Origin of the sequence: Flavobacterium amylolyticum, assembly GCF_048284335.1 — a bacterium.
Taxonomy (GTDB): Bacteria; Bacteroidota; Bacteroidia; order Flavobacteriales; family Flavobacteriaceae; genus Flavobacterium.
The window spans coordinates 182,177-199,069 of record NZ_JBLVPG010000003.1; the positions used below are offsets into that span (position 1 = coordinate 182,177).

Consider the following 16,893-nt stretch of genomic DNA (forward strand, 5'->3'; position numbering starts at 1 on the left):
TTAAAACATAAAAAATCCCAATCCTGAAAATTTCAGTATTGGGATTTTTATTTTTATAAGAGATTTAAACTTATTTCAATCCATTCAAACTGTGCTCGATGGTTTCAATTTTTGCCAAAGCGTCAGCTTCTTTTTGTCTTTCGTTTGCCAATACTTTCTCTGGCGCACCCGCTACAAATTTCTCATTTGCCAGTTTATTTTGAACTGATTTCAAGAAACCTTGCGTATACATCAACTCAGTGGTAAGTTTAGCAATCTCCGCTTCTACATCAATGTTCCCGGTGATTGGAATGAAATATTCGTTCGATTTTACACGGAAAGACAATGCTCCGTCCACTTTATCCGAAACATATTCTAACGATGTAATGTTTCCTAATTTAATCACCACCGAATCGAAATACGTTGACGCTTTATCATTATTCATCACTTTCAGTTCAATCGCATCTTTGAACGGAATATTCTTGTCTTTGCGTATCGTTCTGATTCCGGAGATTACCTCAATAGTATTTTCGAAATCAGCTGTTATACTTGCATTAAACGGCTTTAATTCTGGCCAAGTCGAAACAATTAATGCTTCTTCAGTAGTTCTTTCGGCAAGAATTTGCCAAATTTCCTCTGTCAGGAATGGCATAAACGGATGCAATAATTTTAGATTATTTTCTAACATTTCTATTGCTTTCGCAAAAGTTACGCTGTCAATAGGCTGCTGGTAAGCCGGTTTTATCATTTCTAAAAACCAAGAACAAAAATCATCCCAAACTAATTTATAGATTCCCATTAAAGCTTCCGAAATTCTATATTTTTCGAAATTATCTTCAATTTCCAGAAGTGTTTGTTGCAACTTACCCTCATACCATTCAATAGCCACTTTGGAAGATTCCGGTTGCGGGATTGCATCGGATACTTCCCAACCTTTTATTAGTTTGAAAGCATTCCATATTTTGTTAGTAAACGCTTTTCCTTGGTTGCACAATTCTTCGTCAAACATGATATCATTTCCTGCAGAAGCGCTCAAAAGAAGTCCCACACGAACGCCATCAGCACCAAATTTCTCTATTAACGCTAAAGGATCAGGAGAATTTCCTAATGATTTAGACATTTTACGACGCTGTTTATCGCGAACTAAGCCGGTTAAATACACATTCGTAAACGGCTTTTTATCAGTATATTCATAACCCGCAATAATCATTCTCGCCACCCAGAAAAATAAAATATCCGGTCCGGTTACTAAATCATTGGTTGGATAATAGTATTTGAAATCTTCGCTTTCCGGATCCATAATTCCTCCAAAAACAGACATTGGCCACAGCCAAGACGAAAACCAAGTGTCCAAAGCATCTACGTCTTGTCGTAAATCAGAGGTTTTAAGTTCTGCGTTTGACGTTTTGGCTTTTGCCAGAACTAAAGCGTCTTCAATAGATTCAGCAACGACGAAATCTTCTTTCCCGTCACCGTAGAAATACGCAGGAATTTGTTGTCCCCACCACAATTGACGGGAAATATTCCAATCACGGATGTTGTTTAACCAATGAGCGTACGTATTCTCAAAACGTTTTGGGTGCAATTTAATTTCTCCGTCAACTAAAACTGATTTAATAGCTGGTTTTACCAAATCTTCCATTTTCAGGAACCATTGGTCTGATAAACGAGGTTCGATTACGGCTTTGGTTCTTTCAGAAGTTCCTACTTTATTCAAATGGGTTTCTGTTTTGGCCAAAGCGCCGATGGTTTCCAATTCTTTGGCTATTGCCTCCCGTACCACAAAACGATCTTGTCCCTGATACTGCAACCCAAAACTATTCAAAGTAGCATCTTCATTGAAAATATCAATAATTTCAAGATGGTGCTTCTCCCCTAACGCCTTATCATTCATATCATGAGCCGGAGTTACTTTTAAACAACCTGTTCCAAATTCTATATCAACATATACATCCTCAATTATTGGAATTACTCTACCACAAATGGGCACAATCGCTTTCTTCCCTTTCAAATGAGCAAAACGTTCATCATTTGGATTAATACAAATTGCAGTATCCCCAAAAATAGTTTCTGGACGTGTTGTGGCAATCGTAAGAAAGTCTTCGCTTCCTTCGATTTTATATTTTAGAAAATACAATTTCCCTTGTTGTTCCTCATAAATTACTTCCTCGTCAGAAAGAGTTGTTTTGGCTTCAGGATCCCAATTCACCATTCGGTATCCTCTGTAAATTAATCCCTTATTGTATAAGTCTACAAAAGAACGAATTACAGATGCTGACATATCAGGGTCCATGGTAAACTTAGTTCGCTCCCAATCACAAGAAGCACCCAGTTTTTTTAATTGCTCTAAAATTACGCCTCCATATTTATCCGTCCATTCCCATGCATGGGCCAGAAATTCTTCACGGGTTAAATCATTTTTATTAATTCCTTCGGCTTTCAGCTTAGCTACCACTTTAGCTTCTGTCGCTATCGATGCATGATCCGTTCCCGGAACCCAACAAGCATTGAAACCTTTAAGTCGCGCTCTTCTGATTAAGACGTCTTGAATGGTATTGTTTAGCATGTGTCCCATGTGTAAAACACCAGTCACATTGGGTGGAGGAATAACTATGGTATAGGGTGTTCTTTGGTCAGGTTCTGAATGAAAATAATTATTTTTCATCCAGTAGTCATACCACTTATCTTCAATAGTTTTAGCGTCAAATTGTGCAGGAATAATCATTATTATAGATTCGTTTAATCGTTAAATTCAATTGTTTGTTCGTTCAGTTAAACGCATAACCAACGCAACAAATACCCATTTAGACTTTGGTCTGATATTTGTATTTGTATGAGCAACAAAAGTAAATAATTAAGTAGACTATAAAAAGAGAAATAAAAATTTGTACGTTAATTAAAAGAAAGTATATTTACTTAAATGATTTTAAAAATTTTAAAATGAAAAAAATAATAGCATTATTCGCTTTAACATTGTTTAGCAGTATCAGTTTTGCTCAAAATGGACCTAAAATTGAATTTGCTGCCAAAGACAATACTATTGATTATGGTAAGGTGACCAAAACTGAAAACGGCACTCGTGATTTTATTTTTACAAATACTGGTAATGCTCCTTTAATTATAACTAACGTTTTGTCTACCTGTGGATGTACTGTTCCGACAAAACCAAATGAGCCCATCATGCCTGGAAAAACGGGAAAAATTACCGTGAAATACAATATGGCACCTGGACCCATCCGAAAAACATTGACAGTAGAATCGAATGCAGTAAATTATGAAGCAGGACGAGTTGCACTAAAGATTAAAGGAGAAGTCCTATCCAATTAAAAAATAATAGAATATACCTAAACACTTCTAAAATTATTTAGAAGTGTTTTTTTTATAAAATATCATCGAGCTGAAACCGGAACTTTAAGATTTCGCTTTCGCGTTCTACTTCTAAACTAATCCACTTAAGCCCCTCAGATTTAAACATAGAATTAATTTCTTGTAATGAGTATTTATGAGTGACATTATTATTAATCAAAATAATAATATCTCCTTTTTGCAATCCCGCTTTGGCGGCAGGAGAATTCTTCCGAACATGCGCAATTTCATAGATGGGCTTCAATTGAAATTTGTACTTAAATTCATTCGTCATTTTAACCCCGCTGTTCTCATTGTATTTAGCGCCCAGCGAAACCGTTTCCATTCTAACTGTTTCCTGAACCCATTGCAATCCATTGTGCTGTATCTCTACCCCGCTTTTATTATAGCTAAACGGAGCGTGATAATCCCTGTTTTTTTTGAGATACATTTGTTGGTTTTGGTAATCAAATACAACCGTAAATCGCTTCATAATCTCCCCTCCTACAGACCCCATCCGATCGGGTACCATAGAGACATTTCGTATCGAAGTCGTGTCAGGAAAAGCCACTACAGGATTATTAAATTCAAAATCTGCCATTTGAAATTTTTGGATTTTACCTCTTTTACCTTCTACTTCACCACTGAAACCTCTTCCAAGAAAATCGTCAAAATTTTTCAAAGGAACCTTTATAAACTCTGAACGGTCCTGAAACAACCAAATAGCATCACTATTACCTATATCAATCAACAACTTAACGGGCACCGCTTTATTGTCTTGAAATACGGTACTTTTCAAATATGGCTTCGATTTTTCAAGGGTAATTGGAATAATGCTAAATTTTTTTTCGATTTTAGTTCTGTTTTTTTTACTCTCTTTGTAAACAATAACCTTCTTTTTTTCATAATTAATTTCAACTAAATTATTACGAAAAAACTGGTATCCAATAATTCCATTTACGGGAATACCTATGTGAGATGAGAGATTAAATTCAGGATCTAAAACAATATAAAGCATGTGACTGGTGTTTTTTAAAGTACTAAATTCCAGTATATTATTAGTCGATTTCAATCCTTCAACAGCTTCTTGACTGCCTAACCCTTTTAATAATATTTTTTCTGCATTAAAAAAACGGACTTCTTTTTTTTCTTCCAGACTAAACAATATCGTTTCGGCTACACCGGTATCCAATAAAAAATTCAATTCTATGCCATTGACTTTTATCGGTACAAAAACTAAATTATTAATTAATTTAAAAGGTACGCTGATTCTATCACTATCGTTTTCAAACTGAAATCCTTCTTGTGCAAAAAGTGGAGACAGAAAAAGAAAAATAAGAATTAAAAATATTGTTTTTTTCATTGCGATTCTTTTACATAAAAATACTAAATAAATCATACCGAAAATGCAGATTTAACAATATATACGCACAATGATTATAATAAATTCGAAAAAAAAATTGCAAATTTGCAATTCAATAATTAAGACTATGCCAAAAATATCAAACAAAGGCAAACAAATGCCTGAATCTCCTATACGAAAATTAGTTCCTTACTCAGAGATAGCCAAGAAAAAAGGCAATAAAGTGTTCCATTTAAATATTGGCCAACCCGATATAAAGACACCTGAAGTTGCAATGAATGCCGTTAAAAACATTGATTTAACAATTTTAGAATACAGCCATTCTGCAGGAAACGAAAGCTATAGAAAAAAATTATCCGCTTATTATATCAATCAAGGTATTTCAGTAAATGTTGAAGATATTATAATAACCACAGGTGGATCAGAAGCGCTTATGTTTGCCATGGGAAGCACGATGGATCAAGGGGATGAAATTATTATCCCTGAACCGTTTTATGCTAATTACAATGGATTTTCAACAGCATCAGGTGTTACCGTTGTGCCTGTTATTTCAACAATTGAAACAGGTTTTGCCTTACCAGCAGTAGAAGATTTTGAAAAATTGATTACTCCAAGAACAAAGGCTATCCTTATTTGCAATCCCGGAAACCCAACAGGATATTTATATTCTAAAGAAGAAATCATGCAATTAGCTGCCTTAGTCAAAAAACATGATTTGTTCTTGATCTCTGATGAGGTATATCGCGAATTCACGTACGATGGCGATATTCATTATTCCGTAATGAGTGTACCAGGTCTTGAAGAACATGCTATTATGATTGATTCCGTATCAAAAAGATATAGTATGTGTGGCGCCAGAATTGGCTGTATCGTTTCTAAAAATAAGGAGGTTATGGCTACCGCTATGAAATTTGCGCAAGCAAGATTGAGCCCTCCAACAATTGAACAAATTGCAAGCGAAGCAGCTTTAGACACGCCAAAAAGTTATTTTGATGAAGTGATTTCAGAATATAGAGAACGAAGAGACACTTTAGTTGAAGAATTGAATACTATAGAAGGGGTCATCGTAAGCAAACCAAAAGGGGCTTTTTATTGTATCGCACAACTACCTATTGACAACGCTGACGCATTCGCCCAATGGCTTTTAGAAAGTTACGATTTAAATGGCGAAACTGTAATGGTAGCTCCAGCAGCAGGTTTTTACTCGACTCCAGGAATGGGATTAAATCAGGTGCGAATTGCTTATGTACTAAAGAAAGAAGACTTGATTAGTGCAGTACGAATATTAAAAGCCGCAATTCCGGTTTACAATGCGATCCAATTAAACGCTGCCGTAAGCCTATAGTTTCAATACTATTCTAAAATATTTTACAGCAAGGCAATAACTACTGTGTTATTGCCTTTTGTTTTTAGGATCAATTCCAAAAACTAAAACGACCTTTAGAACCGATAAAGTCGTCTTAAATAGTAGAAGCTATAGAAATTCTTTAATTTTTATTATTTATCTTTACGCCTTAAATATTTACACCCACAATAATAGTTGCTTTTAATGATAAAAAACGAAGAATTTCAAGACGAAATAGGAGATAATCACTTTAGTTTATCCGCAAAAAATCCAGTAAGAGATGATGCATTTGACCTTACTGATGACGAAAAAATTGAGAAAATAAAAAAAGACGTTGAGAATATCCTACTGACCCTTGGAATGGACTTAACGGATGATAGTCTAAAAGGCACGCCCAATCGTGTGGCCAAAATGTTTGTGAAAGAGATTTTTGGCGGTTTAAATCCTGATAAGAAACCCAAAGCTTCCACTTTTGACAATAATTACAAATATGGCGAAATGTTAGTTGAAAAAAACATTATCGTTTATTCTACCTGTGAACATCATTTATTACCAATTATTGGTAGAGCTCATGTTGCTTATATTTCTAATGGAACGGTTATTGGCTTATCCAAAATGAATCGTATTGTGGAGTATTATGCCAAAAGACCTCAGGTTCAAGAGCGTTTAACTATGCAAATTGTTCAGGAATTACAAATTGCTTTAGGCACTGAAGATGTCGCTTGTGTGATTGATGCGAAACACCTTTGTGTCAATTCAAGAGGAATCAGTGATATTGAAAGCAGTACTGTGACTTCAGAGTTTGGTGGAAAATTTAAAGATAGTGTGACTCGAAGAGAGTTTTTGGATTACATTAAATTAGAAACAAAGTTCTAAAATAAAAAATAAATTTCATTCGTAGCGATAAAGCCCTAGCCCTGATTGCAGTGAAAATCCTTTCTTCGTTTTTTTAACGAAGAAAGATTGTAACACAAAGCAGGAAAAGCTCCAAAAAAAAACAGCAATGCCATTATACAGTAGCCAAAATTTAAAAATATACAATTCTCTTTCGGGAGAAAAAGAAAAGTTTGCCCCTATTCATGAAGGAAATGTTGGAATGTACGTTTGTGGACCTACGGTTTACAGCAATGTCCATCTTGGAAATGTACGCACGTTCATGTCTTTTGATGTAATTTTTAGGTATTTTTTACATTTAGATTATAAAGTACGTTACGTTCGTAATATTACGGATGTAGGGCATATTGTGGATGATGTGGATGAAGGCGAGGATAAAATTGCAAAAAAAGCGCGTCTGGAACAACTGGAACCGATGGAAGTTGTACAACGCTATACAGTGGATTTTCATGATATTTTGAATGCATTTAATTTTTTGCCACCAAGTATTGAGCCCACTGCAACAGGACATATTATCGAACAAATTGAAATTATCAAAACTATTATCGATAAAGGAATTGGTTATGAAGCTAATGGATCAGTATATTTTGATGTAGTAAAATTCAATGAAACCAATCATTACGGTCGCTTAAGCGGACGTAATATTGAAGATATGCTAACCAATACCCGTGATCTTGACGGACAAAGCGATAAGAAAAATCCACAAGATTTTGCACTTTGGAAAAAAGCAGAAACACAACACATCATGCGTTGGCCTTCGCCTTGGAGTGATGGATTTCCGGGATGGCACCTGGAATGTACTGCCATGAGTACTAAATACTTAGGCAGCCACTTTGATATTCACGGGGGCGGAATGGATTTAAAATTTCCGCATCATGAATGTGAAATTGCGCAAAATGAAGCATGCACCGGTCAAACTCCAGTTAATTATTGGCTTCATGCCAATATGCTGACTTTGAATGGAAAAAAAATGGCTAAATCAACTGGGAATAATATTTTACCAAGAGAAATATTGACTGGAGAAAATACGATTTTAAGCAAAGCTTTTTCCGCCTCGGTAGCACGATTTTTTATGTTACAAGCACACTACAGGAGCATTCTCGACTTTTCGGATGACGCCATTGTAGCGGCAGAAAAGGGATATAAACGATTAATGGAGGCCTTAAATGCATTAAAAGACATCTCCGCTACCACAAACAGCACTATTGATATTCAAGCATGGAAACAATCCTGTTACGATGCTATGAATGATGACTTCAATACTCCCATTTTAATCGCACAATTGTTTGAGGGAGTTCGATATATCAATATTTTGAAAGATGGAAAAGAGACACTAAATACGGAGGATCTAAAAACTTTTAAAAAAGCAATTCATGGTTTTGTATTTGATGTTTTAGGTCTGGAAAACGAAAAAATTTCTGATAGCAATAACGACAAATTGGAAGGGACAGTTACTATGCTTATTGAGATGAGAAAACAAGCGCGCGAAAACAAAAACTTTGCCTTATCAGACCAAATTAGAGATCAATTGATTGCTATAGGAATTCAATTGAAAGACGGTAAAGAAGGTACAACTTTTAGTATCTAACCCCATTTTTAAACACGCGGAAGAAGTCTAGTAACTAAAAACGGGCAAAAGAATGTTGACATTTTAAATTTGAAAAAATAAATCATGCTTTCAAAAATTCTCATTTTCCCTTTTATACTGATCGTTCGGTTTTATCAAGTTGCCATTTCACCGTTTACACCTTCAGCTTGTCGTTTTGACCCAACATGCTCCACCTATATGATAGAAGCTTTAAATAATCATGGCTTATTTTATGGGGGATTTTTAGGAATTAAGCGCATTTTAAGTTGTAATCCTTGGGGGAAAACCGGATATGATCCTGTTCCCAAAAAAAGGCATATGCCTAAAGATTAGCTTTTTTTTAATACGAATTTTAGTTTTAATCTCTATTTTTACGTCAAATAAACAAATTTAAAATACATGATACACGCTTTAAACATTGTTTGGAATCCATCGGAAGGAATTGATTTAGGCTTTTTTATTATTCGATATTACAGCTTGATGTTTGTAATTGCTTTTGGATTAGGCTGGTATATAATGAAAAACATCTTTGAACGCGAAGGTGAATCAATCGAAAAATTAGATTCCTTATTCATCTGGACCGTATTGGCCACACTGATTGGAGCTCGTTTAGGACATGTTTTCTTTTATGATTGGGAATATTATCGCAATCATCTATTAGAAATTATTTTGCCTTTTAGATTCAATCCTAGTTTTGAATTTACAGGTTATCAAGGCTTAGCCAGTCATGGTGCAGCCATTTCTATCATAATTGCAATGTATTTTTACAGTAAAAATATATTAAAAAAACCACAATTATGGATTTTGGATCGCGTCGTAATTCCTGTTGCCAGTGGTGCTATTTTTGTACGACTCGGTAACTTTTTCAATTCTGAAATTATTGGACATGAAACAACATCTCCATTTGGAATTAAATTCATAAAAGATCATTTTAGCCCAATGGATGCTGTAAATGCTACCCTAATAGATAATCCTAAAGAGGCATATACAGCTATTGCAACTGATCCTAAGTTCGCTACTTTATTAGAACAGGTTCCCGTACGCCATCCTACTCAATTGTACGAAGCATTTTGTTACGTTTTTGTGTTTGCAATATTATTTTTCCTGTATTGGAAAACCGAAAAAAGAAAGTATACCGGATTTATATTTGGTATGTTTCTGGTCCTTCTTTTTACCGTTCGTTTTATTGTGGAATCAGTTAAAGAAAGTCAAGGTGGTTTTGAAAGTTCCTTAGGCTTATTTTCTACAGGACAATGGCTCAGCATTCCCTTTATACTTATAGGACTGTATTTTGTTTTTACTGCGGATAAAGAAATTAAAAATTAAAAAAATTAAACTTATTATTAAAGCGTTGACTACCCAAAGTAGTTAATGCTTTTTTTATAACGGAAATAAAACTCCAAAATCAATGTTTTTAGTATTGTAACCGGAGTTGTTTTTTTGTAATCCTGCGTTAGATACATGACGAAAATTTGGCCTCACGTCAAAAGTTACTTTATTAACTTTGAACGTAAATCCTACAGCTAAAACGTCTGAAAATGCAAATCCTTTTGACAATCGTTCCGTTTCAGTATTCGTTATCATTGGACCCACACTTCCTAAAAGATAAATACTAGCTGATTTAAAAATTGGTTTTCTTACTAACAAACCAATATTAAGAATACATTCTTTGATGTCCTTAAGCTTGGTATATTTTTCTCGCTTGGCTACATAATCAAGATTATCTGGCTCAACAAAATAAAAATTAAAAAGTTGGTGAGTCGCAAAATTAAGTTCTGGCTGAAGCATTACTTCATATTTTAAACTTTTGTATTTTTTTATTGTGTAGTATACTTGCAGTTTGTAATAACTATTGGTAAAGGTGTAATCGGTGTTCTTTAGCTGATTGCCAAAGCCATAAGCAAATCCCAAATCAATCTTATTTCCCTTGTCTTGCCCTTAAAATGACATCGAACTCCAAAGAACGATTATAGTAAAAATTATTTTCCCATACATAAAACCTGCGCTTTAAAACCGAAAGCCATTTAATTTCTAACTGTTAATGTACAAATTAAAATTAAACTTCTAATTATTGGATATAAAAAAAGAGATTCAACTTTCGTTGAACCTCTTTTAAAATTAATCTAAAATTATTTTTAACTTTCTTGATGTGCTTTTTCCACCTTATTTTTATCTTCTTTCGAAATCGTATCCACAAGTACTGGTGTTGCAATAAACAATGAAGAGTATGTTCCTACAATGATTCCCACCAACATAGCAAATATAAATCCTCTGATAGATTCCCCTCCAAAAATAAACATAATCAAAAGCACAACAATCATTGTCAATGAGGTATTAATTGTTCTTGACATAGTTGTATTAATAGATTGATTTACAATCTCAGCGAATGTTCCTTTCGTTTTACCTGCTAAATATTCTCTAACCCTGTCAAATACAATAACGGTATCATTCATCGAATAACCAATAACGGTAAGAATAGCAGCAATAAAGTGTTGATCGATTTCCATACCAAAAGGCATAAATTTATAACACAAAGAATAAATACCTAATACAAAAATTACATCATGTGCTACAGCTGCAATTGCTCCTAAACTGTATTGCCATTTTCTAAAACTGATCATTAAATATAAAAATACGATAAGCATAGCGCCTAATACAGCCCAATATGCATTAGTTTTAATATCCTCTGCAACAGTAGGTCCTACTTTTGAAGCTAGTAAAACACCTACTTTTTTACCATCATAAGCATTTATAAATTGATCATAGGTTAACCCTGCTGTATAATGTTGTTTCAAATTATCATATAACAATCTGTTTACTTCCTCGTCAGCTTTACTTCCATGCTCTTCAACTTTATATTTAGTAGTGATCTTTAATTGGTTTTGACTACCAAAAACTTTTACTTCAGCACTACCGTCAAAAACTTTTGCGAGTTCTGCTTTTACTGTTTCTGTTTCTATTGGTTTTTCAAAACGTACTTGAAAAGTTCTTCCTCCAACAAAATCTACACCTTCATCAAGACCGTTAGTAGCTAGAGAGATAACACTGATAACCACTACAATACTTGAGAATAAATACGTCCACTTTTTTACTCCTAAGAAATCAAAATGGAAATTATTAAACATGTTTTTAGAAAACTTAGTAACAAAAGTTAAATCATTCTTTTTACTAATATTCCAATCAATAAAGATTCTTGCAATAAAAATAGACGTAAATAAAGACGTTACGATACCAATTAATAAAGTAGTCGCAAATCCTTTAATTGGCCCTGAACCAAAAATAAACAAAACCGCTCCTGTTAAAATATGCGTAACATTCGCATCAGTAATTGATGACATCGCACCTCTCCAACTATAGGAAGTTTTAATAGCTTCTTCAAGTGTTTTCCCAGCACGCAATTCTTCTTTTGCTCTTTCGTAAATAATTATATTCGCATCAACCGCTGTTCCCATTGTTAAAACGATACCGGCAATACCAGGCAACGTAAGAACTGCTCCAATACTGGCTAAAATTCCAAACAAGAAAAGTAAGTTAACCGCCAAGGCAAGATTAGCATACCAACCTGCTTTGCCATAATAAATCATCATCCATAGCGATACTAATAACAATCCAATAAGAGCTGAGTTAGTTCCATTATCAATCGCTTCTTGTCCTAAGGATGGACCTACCACTTCTGACTGAACAATATCAGCCGCCGCTGGAAGTTTTCCTGCTCTTAATACATTCGCTAAATCTTTTGTTTGTGTTACGTCAAAACTACCTGAAATTTCAGATCTACCGCCTGAAATAGGCCCTGTAGAAACTCCCGGTGCAGAATAAACGACATCATCAAGAACAATAGCAATATTACTTTTTTGAGTATACGCTCTACCTGTTAGTTCTTCCCAAGCTTTTGCACCTTGACCATTCATTTGCATTGAAACCGCTGGTTTACCCATTTGGTCAAATGTATCACTTGCATCCGTAACTACACCACCACCCATAGCGGCAACATTATCACGATTTCCTTTTAAGGCATACAGCTCAACTGCTTCAATGTCTTTAGCCTTTGCATCTTTAATAATTGTAGGTATACCCCAAACAAATTTCGCATAACGCTGATCGCCTGCTAATAAGACTCTAATGTCAGCTCTTTTCAAATATCCGTTTACTATTGCTGTATCCTTTGGAGAGAAAAGTCCCAAAACTGGACCTCCACCTTGGCCAATAATTTTATCAAATAAAGGATTTGCACCTTTATTTGCAACCGTTGAATCTTTACCATCAGTAAGCAATGCACTTAAAGAATCTTTTACAACTGGTTTTACTTCAGTAGTTTTGATTTCCGTTTTTTTCAATGACTCATTAGCAGCCATCAAAAAATTACCAATTTCTTCAATTTTATAGGTCTCCCAAAACTCTAATTGCGCAGTACTCTGCAACAATTTTTTAATTCTGTCTACATCTTTAGCTCCTGGAAGTTCTACAAGAATTCTTCCTGACTCTCCTAATTTTTGAATATTAGGCTGTGTTACCCCAAATTTATCGATACGCTTTCTTAAAACACCAAAAGCACTCTCTACGGACTCATCAACTTTTCTAGAGATTACCTTTTTTACTTGTGCGTCTGTCATCTGAAAATCTACCCCACCTTCACCTTGTAAACTTCTGTTTGCAAAAATATCTGGCGACGCTAGTTTTACACTGCCTTTAGAATTAGCATCAAAAGCATCGTAGAAAGCATCTAAGTACGTTTGATTCCCTTTTTGATTTGCAGTAGCATCAGCTAAAGACTTATTGAAAACTGGATTCTTAGAATTATTCGATAACCCTTTTAAGATGTCTTTTACTGATATTTGAAGTATCACATTGATACCACCTTCTAAGTCTAAACCTTTGTTGATTTGTTTGTCACTAACTTCATTGAATGTAAAATTAGTAAACCCAAGATTAAATACTTTTTCTTTACCAATAGAATCTAAATATTTTACTTCTTTTTCAGGATTTCCACCGGCAAAAGATTTAGCCTCATTTTTTACTTTGTTTGCAACAAAAGTGAAAGAAAGTTGGTAAATACTTACCAATGCAAATAGAATTGCGAAAAATTTAATAAGTCCTTTATTCTGCATTATTACTAAAAATTAATTATTTTTTATTTATTTATTTTTACTTTAAACCCTATAGAATAACACTTTAAATTCATTTTTAATACTAAAAAAGAACATTCTGCGTTACATTATTTTTTTTAAACCGAGCAAATATATAATTAACGTTAAGATTAACCAATTTATTTATCGATTAATCTCAAGAAAAAGACTGCAATAATGCAGTCTTCTCTTTTAAAATGTAAATTTCTATACCAAAAGTGATTTTAAAGCATCATTCATTTGTCTAACAGCATCTGCACTTTTAGCAAACAAGGCTTTTTCAGCATCATCAAGTTCAATATCAAGAATTTCTTCCACTCCGTTTTTACCAATAATACACGGTACACCTATACAAATATCATTTTGACCGTATTCGCCTTCAACAAAAACAGAACAGGCAATCATTTTCTTTTGGTCATTCAAAATACTATCTACTAAAAAAGCAACTGAAGCTCCCGGAGCATACCAAGCGGATGTTCCTAAAAGTCCAGTAAGTGTCGCTCCACCTACCATAGTATCTGCAGCAACTTTTTGCAATGCCTCTTCTGAAAGAAATTGAGAAACTGGAATTCCATTATAAGAAGCCAAACGTGTCAGAGGAATCATAGTTGTATCACCGTGCCCACCGATAACCATTGCTGAAATATCATTAGCCGGTTTGTCTAAAGCCAAAGACAAATAGGTTCGGAAACGAGAACTGTCTAACGCTCCACCCATACCTATAATTCTATTTTTTGGCAATCCTGTGGATTTCAATGCCAAGTAAGTCATTGTATCCATAGGATTAGAAACTACTACTATAATTGTATCTGGCGAATGCTTTAAAACATTTTCGGCAACCGTTTTTACAATTCCTGCGTTGATCCCTATAAGTTCTTCACGAGTCATTCCTGGTTTTCTAGGAATTCCAGATGTAATTACCACTACATCGCTTCCTGCCGTTTTAGAATAATCGTTAGTAACGCCTGACACTTTAGTATTAAAACCAGTATTAGTAGCACATTGCATAATATCTAAAGCTTTACCTTCAGCGAAACCTTCTCTAATGTCTAATAATACTACTTCACTTGCAATCCCTCTGTACGAAATTACATCCGCACATGTCGCACCAACATTCCCTGCTCCTACAATGGTAACTTTCATATTTTAAAGTTTATTCGGTTATTTTTTAATTTTTGTGGTTAATCGGTTATTTTCTTATTCGGTTAATCGTTTACTCGCTTTATTACTAAAAAAAGCGAGTAAACAGGTCCTTTTAATTAAGCATCAATATTTGCATATACTGCATTCTTCTCAATAAATTCTCTTCTTGGCGGAACCTCATCCCCCATTAACATAGAAAAAACTCTATCGGCTTCTGCTAAACTATCAATAGTTACCTGACGCAACGTTCTGAAACTTGGGTCCATGGTAGTTTCCCATAATTGTTCCGCATTCATTTCTCCAAGACCTTTATAGCGTTGAATTCCAGCGCTACCGCCCATTCTTGCATTGGCCTGATCTCGCTGTAGGTCATTCCAAGCGTATTCTTTCTTATTTCCTTTTTTAACTAAATACAAAGGTGGCGCAGCAATATACACGTGTCCTTCTTCAATTAATTCTTTCATAAACCTAAAGAAGAACGTCAAGATTAAAGTAGAAATATGACTACCATCGACATCGGCATCACACATAATAATTACTTTATGGTACCGTAACTTTTCAATATTCAAAGCTTTACTGTCTTCGGCAGTTCCGATAGTAACTCCCAAAGCTGTAAAAATATTTCTAATCTCTTCGTTTTCAAAAACCTTGTGAACCATTGCTTTTTCGACATTCAAAATCTTACCACGCAAAGGTAAAATAGCTTGGAATGCACGGTCACGACCTTGCTTAGCCGTTCCACCTGCCGAATCTCCCTCGACAAGATATACTTCGCATTTTGCAGGATCTTGTTCGGAACAATCTGATAGTTTCCCGGGCAATCCACCGCCACCCATTACGGTTTTGCGTTGTACCATTTCACGTGCTTTTTTGGCTGCGTGACGAGCCTGAGCCGCTAGAATTACTTTTTGAACAATAATTCGAGCATCATTTGGATTTTCTTCCAAATAAGCTTCAATCATATCACCAACAGCTTGACTTACTGGCGAAACCACTTCTCTATTCCCCAGTTTTGTTTTCGTTTGTCCCTCAAATTGAGGTTCAGCGACTTTTACAGAAATAATAGCAGTTAATCCTTCCCGAAAGTCATCTCCTGAAATATCAAATTTCAACTTATCTAACATTCCAGAAGCATCTGCATATTTTTTTAATGATCTGGTAAGCCCCGTTCTAAAACCTTGCAAGTGGGTTCCTCCTTCGTGCGTATTGATATTATTTACGTACGAAAAAATATTTTCAGTATAGCTTGTATTATAAATCAAGGCCACCTCTACTGGTATTTCTCCTTTGTCGTTATCCATAGAAATAACGTGGGCTATGATTGGCTCCCGATTTCCATCTAAATACCGGATATATTCTTTAAGACCTTCTGTAGAATGGAAAATTTCAGAAACAAAATTTCCGTCTTTATCTACCTCTCTTTTATCTGTAAATGTAATCGTTATCCCTTTGTTCAAATAAGACAATTCACGCATACGCGCTGATAAAGTATCGTATGAAAACTCGGTAGTTTGTGTAAAAATAGTCTCATCGGGATAAAAAGTGACTATTGTCCCTCTTTTGGTAGTTACACCAATTTGTTTAACCGGATAAAGTGCTTTCCCCTTTTCATATTCTTGCTCGTATACATTTCCGTCACTACTGTGAACGGTTGCTCTAAGATGGTTTGATAATGCATTAACCACCGAAACCCCAACACCGTGAAGCCCCCCGGAAACTTTATACGAATCTTTATCAAACTTCCCTCCAGCGCCAATTTTGGTCATTACAACCTCCAATGCTGAAACACCTTCTTTTTTATGAATTCCTACTGGAATACCACGACCGTTATCCTCAACAGAAACAGATCCATCTTCATTAATATCAACTATAATCGTATCACAATGACCTCCCATTGCCTCATCAATAGAGTTATCTACAACCTCATAAACTAAATGATGGAGTCCTCGAACCCCTACATCTCCAATATACATCGACGGACGCATTCTAACATGCTCCATTCCTTCTAATGCCTGAATACTATCTGCTGAATAATTGTCCTTCTTGATTTCTTCGCTCATATGTTTTATTCTAAAAAATGTAATTTTTGTCTAACACGCAAATATATAAA

12 protein-coding genes are annotated in these 16,893 nt (G+C 34.8%); 6 read left to right on the plus strand and 6 right to left on the minus strand.

What is annotated here, in order from left to right; translation table 11 throughout:
* Positions 1-70: 70 nt before the first annotated feature.
* Positions 71-2,704, minus strand: coding sequence for a valine--tRNA ligase (locus tag ACNQF9_RS11695; protein ID WP_417990267.1), 2,634 nt, complete (start codon positions 2,702-2,704; stop codon positions 71-73).
* Positions 2,705-2,919: 215 nt separating this feature from the next.
* Here ACNQF9_RS11695 and ACNQF9_RS11700 point away from each other — a divergent pair, with 215 nt between their 5' ends.
* Positions 2,920-3,306 (plus strand): DUF1573 domain-containing protein, encoded by a 387-nt coding sequence (locus ACNQF9_RS11700; protein WP_417960765.1) that lies wholly within the window; start codon positions 2,920-2,922, stop codon positions 3,304-3,306.
* 52 nt (positions 3,307-3,358) lie between these two features.
* Here the strand turns inward: ACNQF9_RS11700 and ACNQF9_RS11705 are convergent, their stop codons facing one another.
* Positions 3,359-4,687 (minus strand): PDZ domain-containing protein, encoded by a 1,329-nt coding sequence (locus tag ACNQF9_RS11705; RefSeq protein ID WP_417990268.1) that lies wholly within the window; start codon positions 4,685-4,687, stop codon positions 3,359-3,361.
* A gap of 127 nt (positions 4,688-4,814) precedes the next feature.
* Between ACNQF9_RS11705 and ACNQF9_RS11710 the strand changes: the two genes are divergently transcribed.
* The 5 genes from ACNQF9_RS11710 to lgt all read left to right on the plus strand — a co-directional run bounded on the left by ACNQF9_RS11710 (position 4,815) and on the right by lgt (position 9,840).
* Positions 4,815-6,032 (plus strand): pyridoxal phosphate-dependent aminotransferase, encoded by a 1,218-nt coding sequence (locus tag ACNQF9_RS11710; protein ID WP_417990269.1) that lies wholly within the window; start codon positions 4,815-4,817, stop codon positions 6,030-6,032.
* A gap of 204 nt (positions 6,033-6,236) precedes the next feature.
* Positions 6,237-6,908 (plus strand): GTP cyclohydrolase I FolE, encoded by a 672-nt coding sequence (folE, locus tag ACNQF9_RS11715; protein ID WP_417960771.1) that lies wholly within the window; start codon positions 6,237-6,239, stop codon positions 6,906-6,908.
* 127 nt (positions 6,909-7,035) lie between these two features.
* A complete protein-coding gene (gene cysS, locus ACNQF9_RS11720) occupies positions 7,036-8,514 on the plus strand; it encodes a cysteine--tRNA ligase (RefSeq protein ID WP_417990270.1) in 1,479 nt (492 codons plus the stop codon).
* An 84-nt stretch (positions 8,515-8,598) separates the two neighbouring features.
* A complete protein-coding gene (gene yidD / locus ACNQF9_RS11725) occupies positions 8,599-8,847 on the plus strand; it encodes a membrane protein insertion efficiency factor YidD (RefSeq protein WP_417990271.1) in 249 nt (82 codons plus the stop codon).
* 66 nt (positions 8,848-8,913) lie between these two features.
* A complete protein-coding gene (gene lgt, locus ACNQF9_RS11730) occupies positions 8,914-9,840 on the plus strand; it encodes a prolipoprotein diacylglyceryl transferase (protein WP_417990272.1) in 927 nt (308 codons plus the stop codon).
* Positions 9,841-9,894: 54 nt separating this feature from the next.
* On the opposite strand, the gene ACNQF9_RS11735 is transcribed toward lgt, so the two are convergent.
* From ACNQF9_RS11735 to gyrB, 4 genes are all read right to left on the minus strand, one after another.
* Complete coding sequence (locus tag ACNQF9_RS11735) at positions 9,895-10,302, minus strand: acyloxyacyl hydrolase (protein ID WP_417990273.1); 408 nt, start codon at positions 10,300-10,302, stop codon at positions 9,895-9,897.
* 347 nt (positions 10,303-10,649) lie between these two features.
* Positions 10,650-13,622: a protein translocase subunit SecDF gene (gene secDF / locus ACNQF9_RS11740; protein WP_417960783.1), complete on the minus strand. Its 2,973-nt coding sequence runs from the start codon at positions 13,620-13,622 to the stop codon at positions 10,650-10,652.
* A gap of 225 nt (positions 13,623-13,847) precedes the next feature.
* Positions 13,848-14,783 (minus strand): malate dehydrogenase, encoded by a 936-nt coding sequence (mdh, locus tag ACNQF9_RS11745; protein WP_417960785.1) that lies wholly within the window; start codon positions 14,781-14,783, stop codon positions 13,848-13,850.
* Positions 14,784-14,899: 116 nt separating this feature from the next.
* On the minus strand, positions 14,900-16,843 hold the full coding sequence (gyrB, locus tag ACNQF9_RS11750; RefSeq protein WP_417960787.1) for a DNA topoisomerase (ATP-hydrolyzing) subunit B: 1,944 nt from the start codon (positions 16,841-16,843) through the stop codon (positions 14,900-14,902).
* Positions 16,844-16,893 lie beyond the last annotated feature (50 nt).

Excerpts from the sequence above, each read along its gene's own strand:
- ACNQF9_RS11695 (WP_417990267.1), bottom strand. The coding sequence starts at position 2,704 with ATGATTATTCCTGCACAATTTGACGCTAAAACTATTGAAGATAAGTGG.
- ACNQF9_RS11700 (WP_417960765.1), top strand. The coding sequence starts at position 2,920 with ATGAAAAAAATAATAGCATTATTCGCTTTAACATTGTTTAGCAGTATC.
- ACNQF9_RS11705 (WP_417990268.1), bottom strand. The coding sequence starts at position 4,687 with ATGAAAAAAACAATATTTTTAATTCTTATTTTTCTTTTTCTGTCTCCA.
- ACNQF9_RS11710 (WP_417990269.1), top strand. The coding sequence starts at position 4,815 with ATGCCAAAAATATCAAACAAAGGCAAACAAATGCCTGAATCTCCTATA.
- folE (WP_417960771.1), top strand. The coding sequence starts at position 6,237 with ATGATAAAAAACGAAGAATTTCAAGACGAAATAGGAGATAATCACTTT.
- cysS (WP_417990270.1), top strand. The coding sequence starts at position 7,036 with ATGCCATTATACAGTAGCCAAAATTTAAAAATATACAATTCTCTTTCG.
- yidD (WP_417990271.1), top strand. The coding sequence starts at position 8,599 with ATGCTTTCAAAAATTCTCATTTTCCCTTTTATACTGATCGTTCGGTTT.
- lgt (WP_417990272.1), top strand. The coding sequence starts at position 8,914 with ATGATACACGCTTTAAACATTGTTTGGAATCCATCGGAAGGAATTGAT.
- ACNQF9_RS11735 (WP_417990273.1), bottom strand. The coding sequence starts at position 10,302 with ATGCTTCAGCCAGAACTTAATTTTGCGACTCACCAACTTTTTAATTTT.
- secDF (WP_417960783.1), bottom strand. The coding sequence starts at position 13,622 with ATGCAGAATAAAGGACTTATTAAATTTTTCGCAATTCTATTTGCATTG.
- mdh (WP_417960785.1), bottom strand. The coding sequence starts at position 14,783 with ATGAAAGTTACCATTGTAGGAGCAGGGAATGTTGGTGCGACATGTGCG.
- gyrB (WP_417960787.1), bottom strand. The coding sequence starts at position 16,843 with ATGAGCGAAGAAATCAAGAAGGACAATTATTCAGCAGATAGTATTCAG.